Consider the following 17,141-nt stretch of genomic DNA (forward strand, 5'->3'; position numbering starts at 1 on the left):
CAGACACCGCACGGCCACGGTCTGGGATCGGTCCGGACTCGACCGCGTGTCCCGGTTGCGGAGTGCCGCGATCGGGGCACGATGAGGGATGAGACCTGCGTTCAGGTGGTCTGACGACGTACCCGTTTGACCTCGGGCACTGGACAGGCGCAGGTAGTCATTCTCGAGGAGGAACCGTGGGATTCTGGGTCTGGATGATCATCGTCAGTCTCATCGCCGGAGTCATCTTCGGGCCACTGGCCCGACTGGTGCTTCCGGGCAAGCAGAACATCAGCCTCGGTTGGACCATCCTGGGCGGCGGCATCGGCGCCTTCCTCGGCGGCCTGATCGCCTACTTCCTCGGTGTCAAGGACACCTCCGGCCCGGACTGGATCCAGTACCTGATCCAGATCATCTGTGCCGCGATCGTGGTCGCGATCATCTCGTCGCGCAACAGCGGGCGAGCCAGGGTCTGACCGCAGCTTCACCGGCGGCCGCCACCCCCACCTCGGGGGCGGGCGGCCGCTCTGCGTTTCAGGTCAGAACATGTCAGCGCCGTACGGCGAGTGCAGTCCGAGCGCCGTCCTACGGCTGCAGGCCGAGCGCCGTCATCCGCGCGGTGTGCGCCTCGGTCAGCCGGGTGAACATTCGCCCGATCGCCGCCAGGTCGAGCCCCGGGCGATCCACGGACCCGGCCAGCAGCGCCGCCAGCGAGTCACGGTCGGCCGCGATCCGCTGCGCCTGGCTCAGCGCCTCACCGACCAGCCGGCGGCCCCACAGCGCGAGCCGCCCACCGAGCTTCGGGTCCTCGTCGATCGCCGCGCGCACCCGGTCCACCACGAACTCGGCCTGCCCGGAGTCGGCGAACACCTCGAGCACCAGCGCCCGCGTCTCGCCGTCCACGAACGACGCGATCTCGCGGTAGAAGTCGTTGGCCAGCCCGTCCCCGACGTACGCCTTGACCAGGCCCTCGAGCCAGTCCGACGGCGCGGTGTGGTCGTGGAAGGCCTCCAGCGGCGTCACGAACGGCTGCATCGCGTCCATCGGGTCCACCCCGAGCGCGACCAGCCGGTCCCGCAACTGCACGAAGTGCCCGAATTCGGTCGTGGCCAGCTGGGCCAGCTGGGCCTTGTCGTTCAGGGTCGGGGCCAGCTTGGCGTCCTCGGCGATCCGCTCGAACGCGGTGAGCTCGCCGTAGGCCAGCACGCCCAGCAGATCCACCGCCGCGGCCCGGTAGGCGGGATCGTCGAAGGCCGTCGTCTCGGTCATGCTCCGCACCATATCGGCCCCGGCGTACCTGGCGGTGAAAACCGTGCTGGGCGGCGCTGACGTCGTTTGCGGTTACACTGGACGGTGTTTCGCCGGTGACGCGCCCAGATGGGCAGCTGGTGCGAGCCGCTTGCACAGTGTCCCGCGCCTCACGATGAAGGGTCCCGGGTGTCCGACCCAAGGACACCGGACCCTGGCGCCGGCCCTGTGCATTCTGTCCGTACAAGCATGTGAGAGGCGATCAGCCTGACCACCTTCCGAGAGCTCGGGGTTCTGCCCGAGATCTGTGACGCGCTCGACCGCGTCGGCATCGTGGAGCCGTTTCCGATCCAGGAGATGACGCTCCCCGTCGCACTGATGGGCACCGACCTGATCGGTCAGGCCCGGACCGGGACCGGCAAGACCCTCGGGTTCGGCATCCCGCTGCTGCAGCGCACCATCTCGCCGGGCGAGCCCGACTACGAGGAGCTGGCTGCCCCGGGCAAGCCGCAGGCCCTGGTCGTCACCCCGACGCGTGAGCTGACCATCCAGGTCGCCAAGGACCTGACCACCGCCTCGACCGTCCGCACGGTCCGGGTGATGACGATCTACGGCGGCGTCGCGTACGAGCCGCAGCTGGACACCCTGAAGGCGGGCGTCGACGTCGTCGTCGGTACGCCGGGCCGGCTGCTCGACCTGGCCAACCGCGGTGTGCTCGACCTGTCGCACATCAAGGTGCTGGTGCTGGACGAGGCCGACGAGATGCTGGACCTCGGGTTCCTTCCCGACGTCGAGCGGATCCTGCGCAAGACGCCCGAGCTGCGCCAGACAATGTTGTTCTCGGCAACCATGCCGTCGGCGGTCATCGGCCTGGCCCGGACCCACATGCGGCACCCGCTGAACATTCGCGCGGAGTCGCACGAGGACACCCAGATGGTGCCGACCACGGCCCAGTTCGTCTACCGGGCGCACGATCTGGACAAGCCCGAGGTCGTCGCCCGCATCCTGCAGGCCGAGGACCGCGGCCGGGTGATGATCTTCTGCCGGACCAAGCGCGAGGCCGGCCGGCTGACCGACGAGCTGACCGACCGCGGCTTCAAGGCCGCCGCGATCCACGGCGACCTGAACCAGCAGGCCCGCGAGCGGGCGCTGACCCGGTTCCGCGGTGACAAGGTCGACGTGCTGATCTGTACCGACGTCGCGGCGCGTGGCATCGACGTCGAGGGCGTCACGCACGTCATCAACAACACCTGCCCCGAGGACGAGAAGGCCTACATCCACCGGATCGGCCGGACCGGCCGCGCCGGTGCGAGCGGCATCGCGGTGACCTTCGTCGACTGGGCGGACCTGGTCCGCTGGAAGACGATCAACAAGGCACTCGACCTGCCGTACGACGAGCCGCAGGAGATCTACTCCACGTCGCCGGAGCTGTACCACGACCTCGGCATCCCGACCGACGCCAAGGGCCGGATCAAGGCCGCCCGCGAGGACAAGCCGGAGCGCGACCGGCCGCCGCGTCGCAGCGAGGGCGAGTCGGGCTCGGCGCCGGCTTCGGGCGACCGCCCGGGCCGCAAGCGGAACCGCAACCGTCGCCGGACCCGCAGCGGCCAGGCTGTGGAAGGCGTCGAGCAGAAGACCGACGCCGACGTGACCGCGAAGACGCTGGTCCCGCCGACGGCGGCGACCTCCACCGAGGCCGCCGAGCACGGGACGGTCGAGCGCGGCGAGCGCAAGCCGCGTCAGCGCAACCGCCGTCGTCGTGGTGGCGATGGTGGCGAGAGCACGGAGTCGGTGACCTCGCAGGCGGCCGCTGTCGAGCCTGCTGCGGCGGAGCCGGTGGTTGCGGAGGCTGCTGACGGAGAAGCCACCGACAAGCCCCGCCGGACGCGGACCCGCAGGCGCAGCGAGCGGTCGGCCGAGGCTACGGCCGAGCAGACCGCTGCTCCGGTTGTCGAGGCTGCTCCGGTTGCCGAGACTGCTCCGGTTGTCGAGGCTCCGGTTGCTGCCGAGGCGGAAGCTCCGGCGGAGAAGCCTGCTCGGCGTACGCGGACTCGCAAGACCGCTGCCGCCGGCGAGGTTGCGGCCGAGGCGACCGTGGCCGAGGCTGTTGACGCACCGGCCGAGGAGAAGCCTGCCCGGCGTACGCGGACTCGCAAGACGGCCGCTCCTGCCGAGGCGACGGTGGCTGAAGCCGTTGACGCGCCGGCTGAGGACAAGCCCAAGCGGACGCGGACGCGGAAGGCCGCTGCTGCTGCTCCCGTAGCGGAAGCCCCGGTCGAGGAGAAGCCGAAGCGGACGCGGAAGAAGGCCGTCGCGGCGCCGGTTGCCGAGGAGGCTCCGGTGGTCGAGGCGGCTCCGGTCGCCAAGAAGGCTCCGGCGAAGAAGGCTCCGGCCAAGAAGGCTGCGGCGAAGAAGGCCGTCGCCAAGAAGGCAGCAGCCAAGCCTGCTGCCGAGGAGACCGTCGAGGAGAAGCCGGTCAAGCGGGCCCGCAAGAAGGCCGCGCCGACCGTGCCGACCTTCACCGCACCCGAGTAGCACCGAACGTCACAGGCGACCCCGTCCAGTTTCTGGGCGGGGTTTTCTGTTGCCCGACCGTGACCGAACGCCGCAACGCCGTACCCCGCTCCGACCGTCCTAGCCGGACAGATCGTCGAGGGGAAAGTTGGTGTGGGCGATGGTGAAGACCCGGTGGACCGCCGTGGCGGCAGGGGTTGTGCTGGCGGCCGTGGCACTGGCCGGCTGCAGTGGTGACGGCGGCAACGACGCGGCCTCGAGCGATGCCGCGGCGCCGGAGTACAGCGGGCCGCAGGACAAGGCCGCGCCGCAGGCCGACACGGCCGGCGGTGCCGGCGAGGCGAAGGAGAAGGCCGGCGCGCCCGCGCAGCCGAACCTGACGCGGGCGATCGTCAAGACCGGTTCACTGACCGTCGAGCACGCGGACGTCGACAAGCAGCGTCAGGCCGCGATCAGCGTGGTGACGAGCCTGCGCGGCCAGGTCGCGTCCGAGGACACCGGCAGCGACAACGACGGCCGGATCACCCGCGCGAACCTGGTGCTCAAGGTGCCGACGCCGTCGTACGAGACCGCGATCCAGCGGCTGTCCGAGCTCGGGACGCGGACCGCGATCCACCAGGAGTCCAGCGACGTCACCGAGCAGGTCGTCGACGTCGACAGCCGGATCGCCTCCCAGCGCGCCAGCCTGGAACGGATGCGCGCCCTGCTGGCGAAGGCGACCACGATCGCCGAGATCGTCTCGGTGGAGTCCGAGCTGACCCGCCGCGAGGCCGACCTCGAAGCCCTGCTGGCCAAGCAGAAGGCGTTGTCCGGCCAGACCGAGCTGGCGACGCTCTCGCTGGTCATCGCCGAGCCGGGCAAGGCGCCGGTGACGGTCAAGGACGACCGAGGCTTCCTCACCGGCCTGAAGGGCGGCTGGAACGCCTTCACCACAACGTTTTTCGCCCTGACCACGGTGCTCGGCGCGCTGCTCCCGTTCCTGGTTGCCCTGGCCCTGATCGGCATCCCGCTGTGGCGCTTCCGCCACCGCATCCGCCGTACGCCGGTCACCACGCCCGAACAGCCTTAGAGCAACGACTTGGCCAGTTCCCTGTACGCCGCCGCGCCGGGCGTCGCCGGCGCGGTGGTCAGGATCGTCTGGCCGATCGCCGGCGCCTCGGCGAAGCGGATCGACTTGGGGATGGGCGGCTGCAGGACCGGCAGTTCGTAGGTGCCGGCGATCGTCTCCAGCACGGTCCGCGCGTGGGTCGTGCGGCCGTCGTACAGGGTCGGAAGGACGCCGAGGATCTCGAGGCCCGGGTTGGTCAACTGCTGGACGTCGTGAATGGTGTCCAGCAGCTGGCCGACCCCGCGGTGCGCGAGCGTCTCGCACTGCAACGGGATCAGCACCTCGGACGCGGCCGACAGGCCGTTCACGGTCAGCAGCCCGAGCGTCGGCGGGCAGTCGATCAAGATCCAGTCGTACGACGACGCCAGCGGCCGCAGCGCGGTCCGTAGCGACTGCTCGGCACCGCTGTCGCGCGACAACCGGACCTCGGCCGTCGCCAGCTCGATCGTCGCCGGGATCAGATCCGGGCCCTCGTCGAGCGTGATCAGGATGTCGCGCGCCTTGGACCCACCGAGCAGCACGTGGTGCAGCGAGACGTCGAGATCTTCGGGATCGACGCCGAGCGAGAACGTCAGACAGGCCTGCGGGTCGAGATCGACGAGCAGCACGCGCTGCCCGAGCTCGGTCAGGGCAGCACCGAGCGAGGCGACGGTGGTGGTCTTCGCCACCCCGCCCTTCTGATTGGCGACTGCCAGCGTCCGCGGCACTCGGCCCATTGTGCCGCACCGTGGAACAGGCCGCCTGCCGGGGCACCTGTTGACTTAAAGCATTGTTGAAGTTTCAGGATGATCGGCATGACGACGACCGTGGAACCGACGACCCGAGCAGGCCGGCGCGAGTGGCTCGGCCTGGCCGTGCTGGCCCTGCCGACCATCCTGATCGGCCTGGACATGACCGTCCTGCACCTGGCCGCCCCGATGCTGACCGCCGATCTCGGCCCGAGCAGCTCGGAGCTGCTGTGGATCATCGACGTGTACGGCTTCGTCGTCGCCGGGCTGCTGATCACGATGGGCACGGTCGGCGACCGGATCGGCCGGCGCCGGCTGCTGATGATCGGCGCGGCCGGGTTCGCCGTCGCCTCGCTGATCGCCGCGTTCGCGACCAGCGCCGCGATGCTGATCGGCGCGCGGGCGCTGCTCGGTCTGGCCGGCGCGACGCTGATGCCGTCGACGCTGTCGCTGATCAGCAACATGTTCCGCGATCCGCGCCAGCGGCAGCTGGCGATCGCGATCTGGATGACCAACTTCATGGTCGGTGGGATCGCCGGGCCGCTGGTCGGCGGCGTACTGCTGCAGAACTTCCACTGGGGCTCGGTGTTCCTGATCGGCATCCCGCCGCTGCTGCTCCTGCTGGTGCTGGCCCGGCCGCTGCTGCCGGAGTTCCGCAACCCCGGTGCGGGTCGGATCGACCTGGCCAGCGTGGCCCTGTCCACCGGTGCGATCATCGCGGTCGTCTACGCCCTGAAGGAGACAGCCAAGGACGGCGTACACCTGATCAGCCTCGTCGTACTGGCTGCAGGCCTGCTGGCCGGCTACACCTTCGTACGACGCCAGCTGACGCTGACCGAGCCGCTCCTGGACCTGCGCCTGTTCCACCTGCCGTCGTTCAGCGTTTCGCTGGGCGCTCAGACCTTCGGCCTGTTCGTGCTGGCCGCGACTGGGTTCCTGGCGGTGCAGTACTTCCAGCTGGTGCTCGGCCTGTCCCCGCTGGAGGCCGGCCTGTGGATGATGCCGTCGGCGGTCTCCGGGATCCTCGGCACGCTGGGCGGACCCGTGATCGTCCGCCGGCTCAGTGCCCGTACCTCGATGACGCTGGGCTTCCTCATCGCCGTCCCCGGTCTGGCCCTGATGGCCCTGTCCGGCCGTACGGCGATCGTCGTCGGCCTGGTGATCGCCAACTTCGGCATCCAGCTCGTCCTGGCCCTCACCTACGACCTGGTGGTCGGCAGTGCGCCGCCGGAGCGCGCCGGAGTCGCCTCAGGCATGGGCGAGACCGGTACCGAGCTCGGCATGGCACTGGGTGTTGCTGTCGCAGGCAGCCTGGTCACGGCGGTCTACCGCAGCCAGGTGACCGAGCAGACCTTGCCCGCTGGGGTCTCCAGCGAGGCACGCGACACGCTGGGCAGCGCAGTCGCGGTAGCCGACCACCTGCCTGGCCCGCTGGCCAGGGAGGTCCTGGAGCTCACCAGAGCGGCGTACACGGACGGCGTGCAGCTCGCGGCGCTGGTCAGCCTGGGCATCGTCGTCGTACTCGCTGTGGCGACCGCCACCCTCCTGCGGACCAGGCAGCGGGATACCGTGGAGTCGTGAGTACGCCGCGCACGCTGACCCTGCCCGACGGAGTTCGTCCCGTCACCCTCGAGACCGAGCGAGGCAGCTTCGCCACCCTGCAGGCTGTACCGGACGTCGGTACGCCGCTCGGTACGGCGCTGCTGGTGCCTGGCTGGACCGGCAGCAAGGAGGACTTCACTCCGCTGGTGGACCACCTGGCCCGCTTCGGTTGGCGGACGGTCGCTGTCGACCAGCGGGGCCAGTACGAGACGCCCGGCCCGGCCGACCCCTCGGCGTACACGCTGAAGGAGCTCGCGCTCGACGTGGTCGCGATGAGCAAGGAGCTGGGCGGCTACAGCCAGCTGGTCGGGCACTCGTTCGGCGGGCTGGTGGCGCGGGAGGCGGTGCTGGCCGATCCGTCGGTGTTCTCGACCATCACGCTGCTCTGCTCGGGTCCGGGCGGCTTCAGCGACGAGGCGAAGGTGCAGGGGCTGCAGATGCTTGCCTTCGGCCTCGACAACCTGCCGATCGAGCAGGTGTACGACCTGAAGCTCGAGCACGACAGCAAGGACCCGCGGTACGTCGCACCGGCGATCGAGATCGCGGCGTTCCTGCGCAAGCGGTTCACAGGGAACGTGCCGGCGAGCCTGGCCGAGATCACCAAGCGGCTGATCGACGCCGAGGACCGGACCGATCAGCTGGCGAGGTCCGGCGTACGGGCTCAGGTCGCGTACGGCGAGACCGACGACGGCTGGCCGCTCGCGGTGCAGGACCGGATGGCCGAGATCCTCGGCGTGAAGCCGCAGGTGATCGCCGACGCCGGCCACTCCCCCGCGATCGAGCAGCCGGCCGCGACCGCGCGGATCCTGGTCGACTTCTTCCACGACCACCACTGAGTTCGTTGCTGTAGATCGGTTGTCTATCGGAGCTGCCTAGCGTGGCCGGCATGACAACCGAAAACACAGACCGCTCCGGCTCGATCGGTCGCCGCAGCCTGATCGGCGGCGGCATCGCGGCGACCGTCGCGGCGTCTTCCACTTCCTTTGCCTCGGCCGCCACCGCTGACCTGCCGCCCGGCGAGCTCAAGGGCTACAGCCTGCCGCTGAGCGCACGCGGTACGGCCAACATCGTCGGCGCCCCGCCGTGGCACTACGTCGGCGACCTGATCGGCGCCGAGTTCTGGACCAGCTCCGACGCCGCCCAGGCGGCGCTGCCGGCCGGCCTCACTCTGGACCCGGCGAGCGCAGGCCACGGGTACGCGCTGTTCATCGACTGGCAGTTCTCCGGCGAGCACCAGGAGTACCTCGACCCGGACCGCAGCCTGTACTCCGAGTTCCTGGTCCTGCTCGACGCGCAGTTCAAGGGCGCGCCGGTCGCGTGGTGCCCGTACATCTACGTCGACAACGACGCGGCGCTGGCCCGCGGCTGGTTCCAGGGCTTCCCGAAGAAGCTCGGCACGATCAAGCAGACCCGCGCCTTCCCGGTCGCCAGCAACGCCGCTCCCACGGTCGGCCCGGGCGGCACGTTCGCCGCCGCGCTGTCGTCGGCCGGGCGGCGCCTGGCCGAGGCCCGGGTGACCCTCGACAAGCCGATCGCCGGGATCCCGGCGCTGGGCCGGCCGATCGTCAACCTGCGGCACTTCCCGCGGCTGACCGCCGGCAACTTCAGCAACCCGGCCGTGCACGAGCTGACCCAGTCGATCCTGGAGAACCCAGTGGTCGCCAACACGTGGGGCGGTACCAGCGACCTGAGCTTCCTGCCCGCGCCGGGCGAGGAGCTGGCCGACTTGAAGATCATCCGGAAGGGCATCGGGTTTCGCGGCAGCCTGTCGTACTCGGTGCGCGACCTGAAGATCCTGACCGGGCCGGACGCGACGAGCTAGTCGGGCCTGCGTCGTACGGGCTAGGAAACCGGCCTGATGTACGGCTGAAGATCCAGCGAGTCCACACCGATCGGCTTCAACGCGTTCAGCGTCTTCTCGTCCAGGATCTTCAGCTCCACCCGCACCGGCTTGTCGCCCAACCCGATGCCCGTCGAGATGATTCCGTACTCCGCGCGCGGCAGCGCATCGAGCTTCTTCTGCTGCTCCGCCGCCTCGGCCTGACTCACCTTCACCTGCGTCACGCACAGGTTCCCCGCGACCAGCGGCTCGACAGTCCGCCGTACCGCCGCCAGGTCACCGTGGGCGACCCCGATCATCAGCACGCTCGGCTTGTTCGGCGGCTCGCCCGGCGTCGTCTCCGTCGGAAAGCCTTCCGGCCAGCCGATCCACGGGTTCTGCAGCTCGTTCGCGTGCGCCTTCACGTACTTCTCGAGCGCCGGCGTGAGCGACTGACTCGCATCGTCCGCCTTCCATCCACCAGCCGGCGCCGCACACGGAACCGTCGGCGCCGCATCGCCCGGCTGCACCGTTGCCGGAGGCCCCTGCTCCTCGACCGCGATCGTCCCGGCCTTCCACGTCCCGACCAGCCGAGCGTTGCCCGCCCTCACGCCGTTGATCACGCTCAGGTCGACCAGCTTGGTCAGGTCCACCCCGGTCAGGTCCACCGCGGCACCCGGCGCGCAAGCGGGACCCTTCGCCTCGGGGGCGACGATGGCCGGCGACGGCACCGGCAGGCAGTACCGCACCGGTACGCCGGGCGCCGCGACCACCTGACCGCTGACCTCCACCCGGTCCCCGTCCCGGACCTCCAGCGGATGCGTCTTGCCGTTGCCCGGAGCAACCACCGGCGCGTCGTCCTTCGGCAGGACGACCAGCGCCGCCGTCGCGATCACCGCGACCGCCGCGGCGGCCAACGCCGGGACCGCCCAACGCCGCGGACCCCGCCCGCGAACACCCCAGCGCCGCGGATCCACCCCGCGAACCGCCCAGCGCCTCTTCGGCGTACCGGTGATCCGCTGCACATCCGGCTCCGGCGGTGAAGGCTGCTCGGCACGCCACCGAGAACCCGCCTGCCGCAGCAGCTCGTCGATCTCGTCGGTCGGTGTCATTCGCTGACCTCCAGCAAGGACCGCAGGCGTGCCCGCGCGTCGGAAAGAGTTGACTTCACGGTGCCCTCGGAGCACCCCATCACCGCCGCCGTGTCGGCCACCGACAGGTCGGCGAAGTAGAAGCAGTCCACCGCCAGCCGCTGCCGCACCGACAGGCTCTCCATCGCCTGCCCCACGTCCACCCGGCCGTCGACGTCCCCGCCCGCCACCGCCGCGTCGTGCTCCGCCAGCTCCACCACCGGCCGAACCCGCCGCGCCGCCTTCCGCGCCTGATCCGCCGTGATCGCCAGCAACCACGCCGACGCCGACCCGCGCGCCGCGTCGTACTGCCCACGCTTCATCCAGGCCCGCGTCAACGCCTCCTGCACGATGTCGTCCCGGTCGGCCCCCACCCCCAACCGCGCCGCCACCCGAGCCATCGCCGGCAGATGCGGCCGCACCCAAGCCACGAACCCAGCCCCGTCCACCGGAGGCGCCACCACCCCACCCCGCTCGATCATCGTCGCAGCCACACCCTGTCTACCCTCTCCACCCCACGTCCGGTTGGGTCCCTCCACCAAACCCCCAACGACCCCACCCCCACCAGGTCACAACTGAGTCCCCCTCACCAGTTATCCACAGATCCAAATCCGCACCCCACAGCCGAGGTTCAACTCACTACCTTCGAAGAACAACAACCACCTGGGGGATCAGATGCGGGACAGAGACGACGGGCTCCCGGAGCCGGTGGACCTGCACCGGCTCCTGAGCAGCGAACGCGAGCTCGACTGGGGTGATCTGCCGTCGACAGATCAGCTGATCAGTCAGTACGGCCGGCAGGCCACAGAGCGGAGCCTCGAGCTCCTCGGACACGCCGCGCGGGTCGAGCCTGCCATCACCGCCGACGTGGTCAGCACCATCGAGGTCGAGGGCTTCTCGGCGTACCACCTCGAGAACCGGTTGAAGTCACCGCAGTCGCTGGCGCGCAAGCTCAGGACAGTGACGGCGTACCAACTGGACACCGCCCCGCCACCCCCGGACGTGCTCCGGTACACGGTCCTGGTCGACCGGCCCGATCAGGTGGTCGCGGCAGCGGAGCGAACGGCGGACGGCCTGCTCGGGCGGGGCTGGTCGATGAGCTCGGCACATCACTCCTACGTCGAGGGCAGTCGGTACAAGGGCCTTCACCTGGCCCTGCGCCACCGCGGGCAGACGATCGAGGTCCAGGTGCACTCGCGCGAGTCGGTCGAGGTGAAGGAGCGAACGACCCACGAGTACGGGATCGAGCGGGATCGCGATCAGCCCAGGAAAGCCCGCGACGCCGCCAGGGAGAAGTGCGTCCGTTGGTCCGCGGAGATGACCCAGCCGCTCGGCATCGACGAGCTGCAGGTGCTCGGCGGTGTGAAGGTGGACCGGCGATGCTACGGAGGCAAGCGACCGACCGGACGGGCCGATTCGGCAAAACGTCCTCGCCGGTTCGATGATGGTGCACGGCAGACCAGACACTCGGGTCCGGCCGCAGAGCGCGGGAACGACGAAGGGATGAGGCGATGACCGACCTGTTTCTTGTCAAGGGCAACGACGGCCGCGATCTGTGGGTCGCCGCGGTGATCGACGAGGACGTCTGGACCTACGTCGCCAACACCGGCAAGTTCCACCGCAACGAGGGCGCCCGCGACGACTACTTCTTCCTCCACGAACTCGAGTACCAGGACATCGGCGTCGCCGAGGCCCAGCAGCTCATCGCCGCCGGAGTCGGCGCGGTCGACGAGACGAAGTACCCCGACATCACCACCGCCTGGCACCAGGACCCCGACGCCCTGCCCGCCGACACGGTCTTCGCCGCCACGATCGCCGACCTCGGCTGAACTGGCACGCACTGTCCTGTTCGACCGTACCCCTGAATCTGCTTGACCGGTTTCGGCCAGATCGTGGATCGCCTTGTGGATAAGGGCTTTTCGGCCGAAAACTGTCGTCGGCATCGTGCACCATGGACACATGGCAGAGTGCGACGAGCGACCGGTGTGGTCGATGAGCGGCAGCGAGATGCTGTCCGCTCTCGACGCGACCCAGGCTGAGATCGCGCGCCTGCAAGCCCGCCGCCTGCGGCTGCTGGCTGCCCTGGACGCTCATGGTCATGCCGCGGAACTCGGCGCCCGCGACACCGCTCAACTCATCGCACTGCGCCATCGCCTCGACAGCGTCGACGTACGCCGCGACCTACGCCTGGCCGCCACATTACCCAAATACCCCGAGGTCGACGCCGCCCTCACCTCCGGGGCGGAGATCCTCCACCCCGCGCAAGCCGAAGCCATCGTCACCGCGCTCGAGCGGATCCCCACCACCGCCATGGTCCCGGCCGACAACCTCCGCGTCGCCGAGGAGGAAATGGTCAAAGCCGCACAGATCCTCGGCCCCCGCGACCTACGAAAGCTCGGAAAAAGCGTCCGCGACAGACTCGACACCGACGGCATCGAGCCACCCGAGGCCCGCGCACTCGCCGCGGAAACCCTGTGGCTCAAGCGTGGCGACCACGGCGCCGAGTTCGGCGGCTACCTCGCCGGCGAACACGCCGAACTCCTCCACACCCTGATCTTCGCCGGCTCCCGCCCACACCTCACCACCGACGGCCACCGCGACCCCCGCACCCGCGGCAAACGCCAAGCCGACGCCCTCACCACCATCCTCACCACAGCCGCCGCCACCGGCACCGCCGCGCCCGCCCACGGCGACATCAAGCCCCACCTCACAGTCACCATCGACCTCGACAACCTCCGCACCGCCACCGGAACCGGCACCCTGTCCTCCGGCGCCACCCTCTCCGCCAGCGCCGTCCGCCGGATCGCCTGCGACGCCGGCATCATCCCCATGATCCTCGGCACCAACTCCGAACCCCTCGACCTCGGCACCGAACACCGCTTCGTCACCCCGGCCATCCGCCACGCCCTGAACGTCCGCGACCAAGGCTGCATCATCTGCACCGCCCCACCCGCCATCTGCGAAGCCCACCACCTCACCCACTGGGCCGACGGCGGCCCCACCAACCTCACCAACCTGGCCCTCCTCTGCAAGACCCACCACATCGAAGCCCACCAAGGCCACTGGCCCCTGACCTTCAAGAACGGCCGCCCACACCACACCCGGCCGCCCTGGACCACCCCAGACCCGACACCAACCCAGACCCCACCCGCGCCCACCTCTCCAAACCACCCGGACCGACCCGCGCCCACTTCTTCGAACCACCCGGACCAATCCGCCCCACGCTTCCCGACCAACTGGGGCCGATCCACCCCGCCGCCTCCGAGCGAGAGCGGCCGATCCACCCCTCCGCCTCCGAGCGAGAGCGGCAGATCCACTCGGCATCCCTCGAACGACCACGCTCACCCTGCCTCCACTCCGAGCGACGCGGGCCGAATCACCCCACATCGTTCAGACGACCATGCCCACTCCATCCCACGCACTCCGACTGCCCCCGGCCGGTCGACCGCCTACCCGCCGACCGGCTCAACCCCAGCCCGTCCCCCGCCCGCAACCGCCCACCTCACCTAGCAGCACAGCGCCGCCCCAAGCGCACGCCGGCGCTGTTCCCATTCAGCTGCCCACCCCGGCACGCATCGCTCCACCGCGCTCTTCGACCACCACCCCGCCGCCCGCACCTTCCGACTCCCCCAGCCGATCGACCGCACACCGGCGGACCTACTCGAGCCCGGCGCGTCCTGCGCCTGCATCTACCACCCCCACCTAAACCAACGGCACCGGCGTCGACCGAGCGCACGCTCGCGCGGTTCCCGTCTCGGAGCGTCCACCGGGACGTATCGCGAGAGACTGCGCTGTCCGGCATCCCGCGGGGGCCCGGCGTCCCGCGCCTGGTGCCGGCCGGCGCATCGCCACGATCACCCACACCGACCAGGTGCGGATCTACGAGGTCGGAAACACCGTGCCCGTGTGCGCGGCTGATCCGCGCACGTGGAGCGATGCGTCCCCCGGGTATCCACCTTGCTCTGACGCGGCCGAGTCGCAGTACCTGCAGATGCAGTACTCGGACGAGCCCACCCAAACGCTGGAAGCCAACCCCGGCGTGCCGTAGCGCCGTGAGCCAAGCTCGCTGGCGCCCGAGCTCGTGTCCGGCCGCGATGGCGCATGTTAGCAGGCAAATCCCTCGGTGCCCTGGGCAACTGAAGCCCCGGCAAGTTATCCACAGATTCAGATTCCAACCCCACGGCACCTCCGCCAGTAACTACGGTCGAAGGACGACGACCACTGGGGGCTACATGCGGGACGACCGCCCACCGGAACCGGCGGAACTGCACGCTCAGCTCAGCCGAGACCATCCACTCGACTGGGGAGACCTGCCGACCCGGCAGAAGATCGCCACGATGTACGGCGCCGACGCCGCCGACGGCGCACTCGCCCTGCTCGTCGAGGCCGCTCGGGTCGAACCGCGGATCACGGCCGATGTCAAAAGCTCGATCGACGACGACGGCTTCGCATACCACCTGAAGAACCGGCTGAAGTCGCCGCAGTCCCTGGCTCGCAAGCTCAAGAAGGAGAATCGGCTCGGTCCGCCGTACACACCACCGGAGGACATCCTGCGGTACACCGTAGGCGTCGACCACCCGGATCAGGTCGTGCAGACTGCCCGTCGGCTGGTCGACCGTATGACGGCGCGTGGATGGTCGATGGCCTCGGCTCATCACTCCTACCACCCGGGTAGCCGCTACAAAGGGCTGCACTTCTTCCTCCGCGGCCATGGACAGGTGGTCGAGCTGCAGGTCCACTCCCGCCAGTCGATCGCCGTGAAGGAAGCGACGACCGGGTGGTATGAGATCTTCCGGGACCGCGACCGGTCGAAGGCCGAGAAGGACGAGGCGCTGGACAAGTGCATCAAGTACTCGGACCCGATGACGCAGCCCGCCGGGATCGACGCGCTGACACACCTGGGCGGCGTTGCGGTCGAGGTCAGAAGCTACGGTAGGAAACCCGGCAGGTCGCGCCGGACGATCGAGGGCGACGCAGCGGGACAGGACAACGGCCGGCCGCAGGAACCGCACCGGCGCCGCAACCACCACGGACGGGACGAGATCGGACGATGACGAGGCTGTTTCTGATCAAGAACAGGACCGGGGAGCCGCGCCTGGTGGCCGCGGTCATCGACGATGACGTCTGGACCTACGTCGCCAACACCGGCAAGTTCCACCGCAACTCCTCCGCGCAGGAGGACTACTTCTACCTGCAGCAACTCGCCTACGACCCGATCGAAATCCCCGAGGCGAAACGCCTCATCGCCACTGGCCTGGGCGCCTTCGACGCCACCACCGACCCCGACACCGTCCAGGAATGGCTCGATGATCCGTCCCCCATGGACCCCGAGATCGTCTTCGCCTCCATGGCCGCCGACCTCGGGTGAGGGCTGCTGATGACACGGTTGTTCCTGGCACGTGACGAAGAGCGTCTGGTGTGGGTGATGGCGCTGATCGACGGGGACGTGTGGACCTACGTCGCCAACACCGGCGAGTTCCACCGCAACGAGGCTCTGCGTGACGACTACCTGGCCGGCACGATCTTCAGCTACGAGGAGGTTGGCGTGCCTGAAGCACGCCGGGCCGTCGAGGCCGGAGTCGGCCTGCTGGACGAGGAAACCCGCGCCGTCCCCCTCCGGGCCTGGCGAGCAGACCAGCACCCGATGGATCCCGACGTCGTCTTCGCCTCCCTCATCGCCGACCTCGGCTGACCCGGCTCATGACGAGGCTTTACCTGATCAAGAACAGAACCGGCGAGCCGCGCCTGGTGGCCGCAGTCATCGACGACGATGTCTGGACCTACGTCGCCAACACGGGCAAGTTCCACCGCAACGTATCGGCGCGGCAGGACTACTTCTACCTGCAGCAGCTCGCGTACGACGCCATCGAGATCCCCGAGGCCAAACGCCTCATCGCCACCGGCCTGGGCACCTTCGACCCGGCTACCGACCCCGACACCGTCCAGGAATGGCTCGATGATCCGTCCCCCATGGACCCCGAGATCGTCTTCGCCTCCATGGCCGCCGACCTCGGATGAGCTGGTACGGCGTACGGATGCCGTGGGCAACTGATGGCGACGGTCCTCAGGCCCCGGCGTACAGCTTGGTGATGATGGACTCGATCGGGGGCTCCTGCACGGAGAGGTCGACCAGGGGGTAGTTGGCGGCGATCTCGGCGACCAGTGGGGCGGCTGAGGTGGTGGGTGGAAAGGAGAGCCACTGGCGGGGGCCGTCGGTGCGGGTGACGGTGGCGCCGGTGATGGTGATGGGTGGGTGCGGGGTGGCTAGGTCGACGACGAGGGTGCGTGGGGCCGACTGGGAGGCTCTGAGGCCGGTGAGGGTGCCGTCGTAGACCTGGTGGCCGTGGTCGATGACCATGACTCTGGAGCAGAGGGCTTCGATGTCGTCCAGGTCGTGGGTGGTGAGGATGACGGTGGTGCCGCGGGCCCGGTTGAGTTCGGCGAGGAACGTGCGGAGGCGGGTCTTGCTGACGATGTCGAGGCCGATGGTGGGTTCGTCGAGGTAGACGATCTCGGGGTCGTGGAGCAGGGCGGCGGCGATATCGCCGCGCATGCGTTGGCCCAGGGACAGTGCGCGGACGGGGACGTCGAGGAGGTCGCCGAGGTCGAGGAGCTCGACGAAGGTGTCCAGGTTCTCGCGGTGGCGGGCGGGCGGGACGCCGTACATCTTCTGCAGGACGGCGAAGGAGTCCTTCAGCGGGAGGTCCCACCACAGGGTGGTGCGTTGGCCGAAGACGACGCCGATGCGCCGGGCCAGGCGGGTGCGGTGGCGGGACGGGTCGACGCCGGCGACGCGGATGGTTCCGCTGGTGGGGACCAGGATGCCGGTGAGCATCTTGATGGTGGTGGACTTGCCGGCGCCGTTCGGGCCGATGTAGCCCATCACCTCGCCGGGTTCGACCGTGAACGACAGGTCGTCGACGGCGCGGACCTCGCGGCGGGTCCGGCGCAGGCCGGTGCGGTTGGTGACGGTGAACGCGCGGGACACCTGGTCAAGCTCGATGACGGGCACG

Annotated in this window: 18 protein-coding genes; 13 read left to right on the plus strand and 5 right to left on the minus strand. The window is 69.6% G+C overall.

From position 1 onward, the window contains the following. The first annotated feature begins 176 nt into the window (after positions 1-176). The gene (locus ABD235_RS29000; RefSeq protein WP_344179836.1) at positions 177-455 is read left to right on the plus strand and encodes a GlsB/YeaQ/YmgE family stress response membrane protein; all 279 of its coding nucleotides are present in this window, start codon (positions 177-179) and stop codon (positions 453-455) included. Between the two features lie 109 nt (positions 456-564). On the opposite strand, the gene ABD235_RS29005 is transcribed toward ABD235_RS29000, so the two are convergent. Further along, entirely contained in the window at positions 565-1,248 is a 684-nt protein-coding gene (locus ABD235_RS29005; RefSeq protein ID WP_344179838.1) for a ferritin-like fold-containing protein, read from the minus strand. Between the two features lie 336 nt (positions 1,249-1,584). Here ABD235_RS29005 and ABD235_RS29010 point away from each other — a divergent pair, with 336 nt between their 5' ends. Both ABD235_RS29010 and ABD235_RS29015 read left to right on the plus strand, forming a co-directional pair. After that, positions 1,585-3,762: a DEAD/DEAH box helicase gene (locus ABD235_RS29010; RefSeq protein WP_344179840.1), complete on the plus strand. Its 2,178-nt coding sequence runs from the start codon at positions 1,585-1,587 to the stop codon at positions 3,760-3,762. 139 nt (positions 3,763-3,901) lie between these two features. Next, entirely contained in the window at positions 3,902-4,810 is a 909-nt protein-coding gene (locus ABD235_RS29015) for a DUF4349 domain-containing protein (RefSeq protein WP_344179842.1), read from the plus strand. Here ABD235_RS29015 and ABD235_RS29020 read toward each other — a convergent pair. Then, complete coding sequence (locus tag ABD235_RS29020) at positions 4,807-5,565, minus strand: ParA family protein (protein ID WP_344179844.1); 759 nt, start codon at positions 5,563-5,565, stop codon at positions 4,807-4,809. The genes ABD235_RS29015 and ABD235_RS29020 overlap by 4 nt on opposite strands. Positions 5,566-5,643: 78 nt before the next feature. Here ABD235_RS29020 and ABD235_RS29025 point away from each other — a divergent pair, with 78 nt between their 5' ends. From ABD235_RS29025 to ABD235_RS29035, 3 genes are read left to right on the plus strand one after another with little or no spacing between them, the layout of a single operon-like run. Continuing rightward, positions 5,644-7,158 carry an MFS transporter gene (locus tag ABD235_RS29025; protein WP_344179846.1) on the plus strand — a complete coding sequence of 505 codons (1,515 nt, stop codon included), beginning with the start codon at positions 5,644-5,646 and terminating at the stop codon, positions 7,156-7,158. Then, positions 7,155-8,015, plus strand: coding sequence for an alpha/beta fold hydrolase (locus ABD235_RS29030; RefSeq protein WP_344179848.1), 861 nt, complete (start codon positions 7,155-7,157; stop codon positions 8,013-8,015). The genes ABD235_RS29025 and ABD235_RS29030 overlap by 4 nt, the downstream gene beginning before the upstream one ends. A gap of 50 nt (positions 8,016-8,065) precedes the next feature. Continuing rightward, entirely contained in the window at positions 8,066-9,001 is a 936-nt protein-coding gene (locus ABD235_RS29035) for an acetoacetate decarboxylase family protein (RefSeq protein WP_344179850.1), read from the plus strand. 20 nt (positions 9,002-9,021) lie between these two features. On the opposite strand, the gene ABD235_RS29040 is transcribed toward ABD235_RS29035, so the two are convergent. Both ABD235_RS29040 and ABD235_RS29045 read right to left on the minus strand, forming a co-directional pair. Next, entirely contained in the window at positions 9,022-10,110 is a 1,089-nt protein-coding gene (locus ABD235_RS29040) for a hypothetical protein (protein ID WP_344179852.1), read from the minus strand. After that, positions 10,107-10,622, minus strand: a complete 516-nt coding sequence (locus ABD235_RS29045; protein ID WP_344179855.1) for an RNA polymerase sigma factor — start codon at positions 10,620-10,622, stop codon at positions 10,107-10,109. Before ABD235_RS29045 ends, ABD235_RS29040 begins: the two co-directional genes overlap by 4 nt. Positions 10,623-10,803: 181 nt before the next feature. Between ABD235_RS29045 and ABD235_RS29050 the strand changes: the two genes are divergently transcribed. From ABD235_RS29050 to ABD235_RS29080, 7 genes are all read left to right on the plus strand, one after another. Continuing rightward, on the plus strand, positions 10,804-11,643 hold the full coding sequence (locus ABD235_RS29050) for a hypothetical protein (RefSeq protein WP_344179856.1): 840 nt from the start codon (positions 10,804-10,806) through the stop codon (positions 11,641-11,643). Continuing rightward, positions 11,640-11,957: a hypothetical protein gene (locus ABD235_RS29055; protein WP_344179858.1), complete on the plus strand. Its 318-nt coding sequence runs from the start codon at positions 11,640-11,642 to the stop codon at positions 11,955-11,957. Before ABD235_RS29050 ends, ABD235_RS29055 begins: the two co-directional genes overlap by 4 nt. A 130-nt stretch (positions 11,958-12,087) precedes the next feature. Then, complete coding sequence (locus tag ABD235_RS29060) at positions 12,088-13,638, plus strand: HNH endonuclease signature motif containing protein (protein WP_344179860.1); 1,551 nt, start codon at positions 12,088-12,090, stop codon at positions 13,636-13,638. Between the two features lie 722 nt (positions 13,639-14,360). Next, entirely contained in the window at positions 14,361-15,182 is an 822-nt protein-coding gene (locus ABD235_RS29065) for a hypothetical protein (protein WP_344179862.1), read from the plus strand. Continuing rightward, complete coding sequence (locus ABD235_RS29070) at positions 15,179-15,496, plus strand: hypothetical protein (RefSeq protein WP_344179863.1); 318 nt, start codon at positions 15,179-15,181, stop codon at positions 15,494-15,496. The genes ABD235_RS29065 and ABD235_RS29070 overlap by 4 nt, the downstream gene beginning before the upstream one ends. A gap of 9 nt (positions 15,497-15,505) precedes the next feature. Next, positions 15,506-15,820, plus strand: a complete 315-nt coding sequence (locus ABD235_RS29075; protein WP_344179864.1) for a hypothetical protein — start codon at positions 15,506-15,508, stop codon at positions 15,818-15,820. An 8-nt stretch (positions 15,821-15,828) separates the two neighbouring features. Next, positions 15,829-16,146 carry a hypothetical protein gene (locus tag ABD235_RS29080; RefSeq protein ID WP_344179865.1) on the plus strand — a complete coding sequence of 106 codons (318 nt, stop codon included), beginning with the start codon at positions 15,829-15,831 and terminating at the stop codon, positions 16,144-16,146. Positions 16,147-16,192: 46 nt separating this feature from the next. Here the strand turns inward: ABD235_RS29080 and ABD235_RS29085 are convergent, their stop codons facing one another. After that, positions 16,193-17,140, minus strand: a complete 948-nt coding sequence (locus ABD235_RS29085; protein ID WP_344179868.1) for an ABC transporter ATP-binding protein — start codon at positions 17,138-17,140, stop codon at positions 16,193-16,195. Position 17,141 lies beyond the last annotated feature (1 nt).

This window comes from Kribbella lupini, from assembly GCF_039529595.1.
Lineage (GTDB): Bacteria > Actinomycetota > Actinomycetes > Propionibacteriales > Kribbellaceae > Kribbella > Kribbella lupini.

Coding starts and splice junctions, on each gene's coding strand:
- ABD235_RS29070 (WP_344179863.1), top strand. CDS start 15,179: ATGACGAGGCTGTTTCTGATCAAGAACAGGACCGGGGAGCCGCGCCTG.
- ABD235_RS29005 (WP_344179838.1), bottom strand. CDS start 1,248: ATGACCGAGACGACGGCCTTCGACGATCCCGCCTACCGGGCCGCGGCG.
- ABD235_RS29055 (WP_344179858.1), top strand. CDS start 11,640: ATGACCGACCTGTTTCTTGTCAAGGGCAACGACGGCCGCGATCTGTGG.
- ABD235_RS29050 (WP_344179856.1), top strand. CDS start 10,804: ATGCGGGACAGAGACGACGGGCTCCCGGAGCCGGTGGACCTGCACCGG.
- ABD235_RS29065 (WP_344179862.1), top strand. CDS start 14,361: ATGCGGGACGACCGCCCACCGGAACCGGCGGAACTGCACGCTCAGCTC.
- ABD235_RS29010 (WP_344179840.1), top strand. CDS start 1,585: ATGACGCTCCCCGTCGCACTGATGGGCACCGACCTGATCGGTCAGGCC.
- ABD235_RS29015 (WP_344179842.1), top strand. CDS start 3,902: ATGGTGAAGACCCGGTGGACCGCCGTGGCGGCAGGGGTTGTGCTGGCG.
- ABD235_RS29060 (WP_344179860.1), top strand. CDS start 12,088: ATGGCAGAGTGCGACGAGCGACCGGTGTGGTCGATGAGCGGCAGCGAG.
- ABD235_RS29035 (WP_344179850.1), top strand. CDS start 8,066: ATGACAACCGAAAACACAGACCGCTCCGGCTCGATCGGTCGCCGCAGC.
- ABD235_RS29080 (WP_344179865.1), top strand. CDS start 15,829: ATGACGAGGCTTTACCTGATCAAGAACAGAACCGGCGAGCCGCGCCTG.
- ABD235_RS29020 (WP_344179844.1), bottom strand. CDS start 5,565: ATGGGCCGAGTGCCGCGGACGCTGGCAGTCGCCAATCAGAAGGGCGGG.
- ABD235_RS29075 (WP_344179864.1), top strand. CDS start 15,506: ATGACACGGTTGTTCCTGGCACGTGACGAAGAGCGTCTGGTGTGGGTG.
- ABD235_RS29025 (WP_344179846.1), top strand. CDS start 5,644: ATGACGACGACCGTGGAACCGACGACCCGAGCAGGCCGGCGCGAGTGG.
- ABD235_RS29040 (WP_344179852.1), bottom strand. CDS start 10,110: ATGACACCGACCGACGAGATCGACGAGCTGCTGCGGCAGGCGGGTTCT.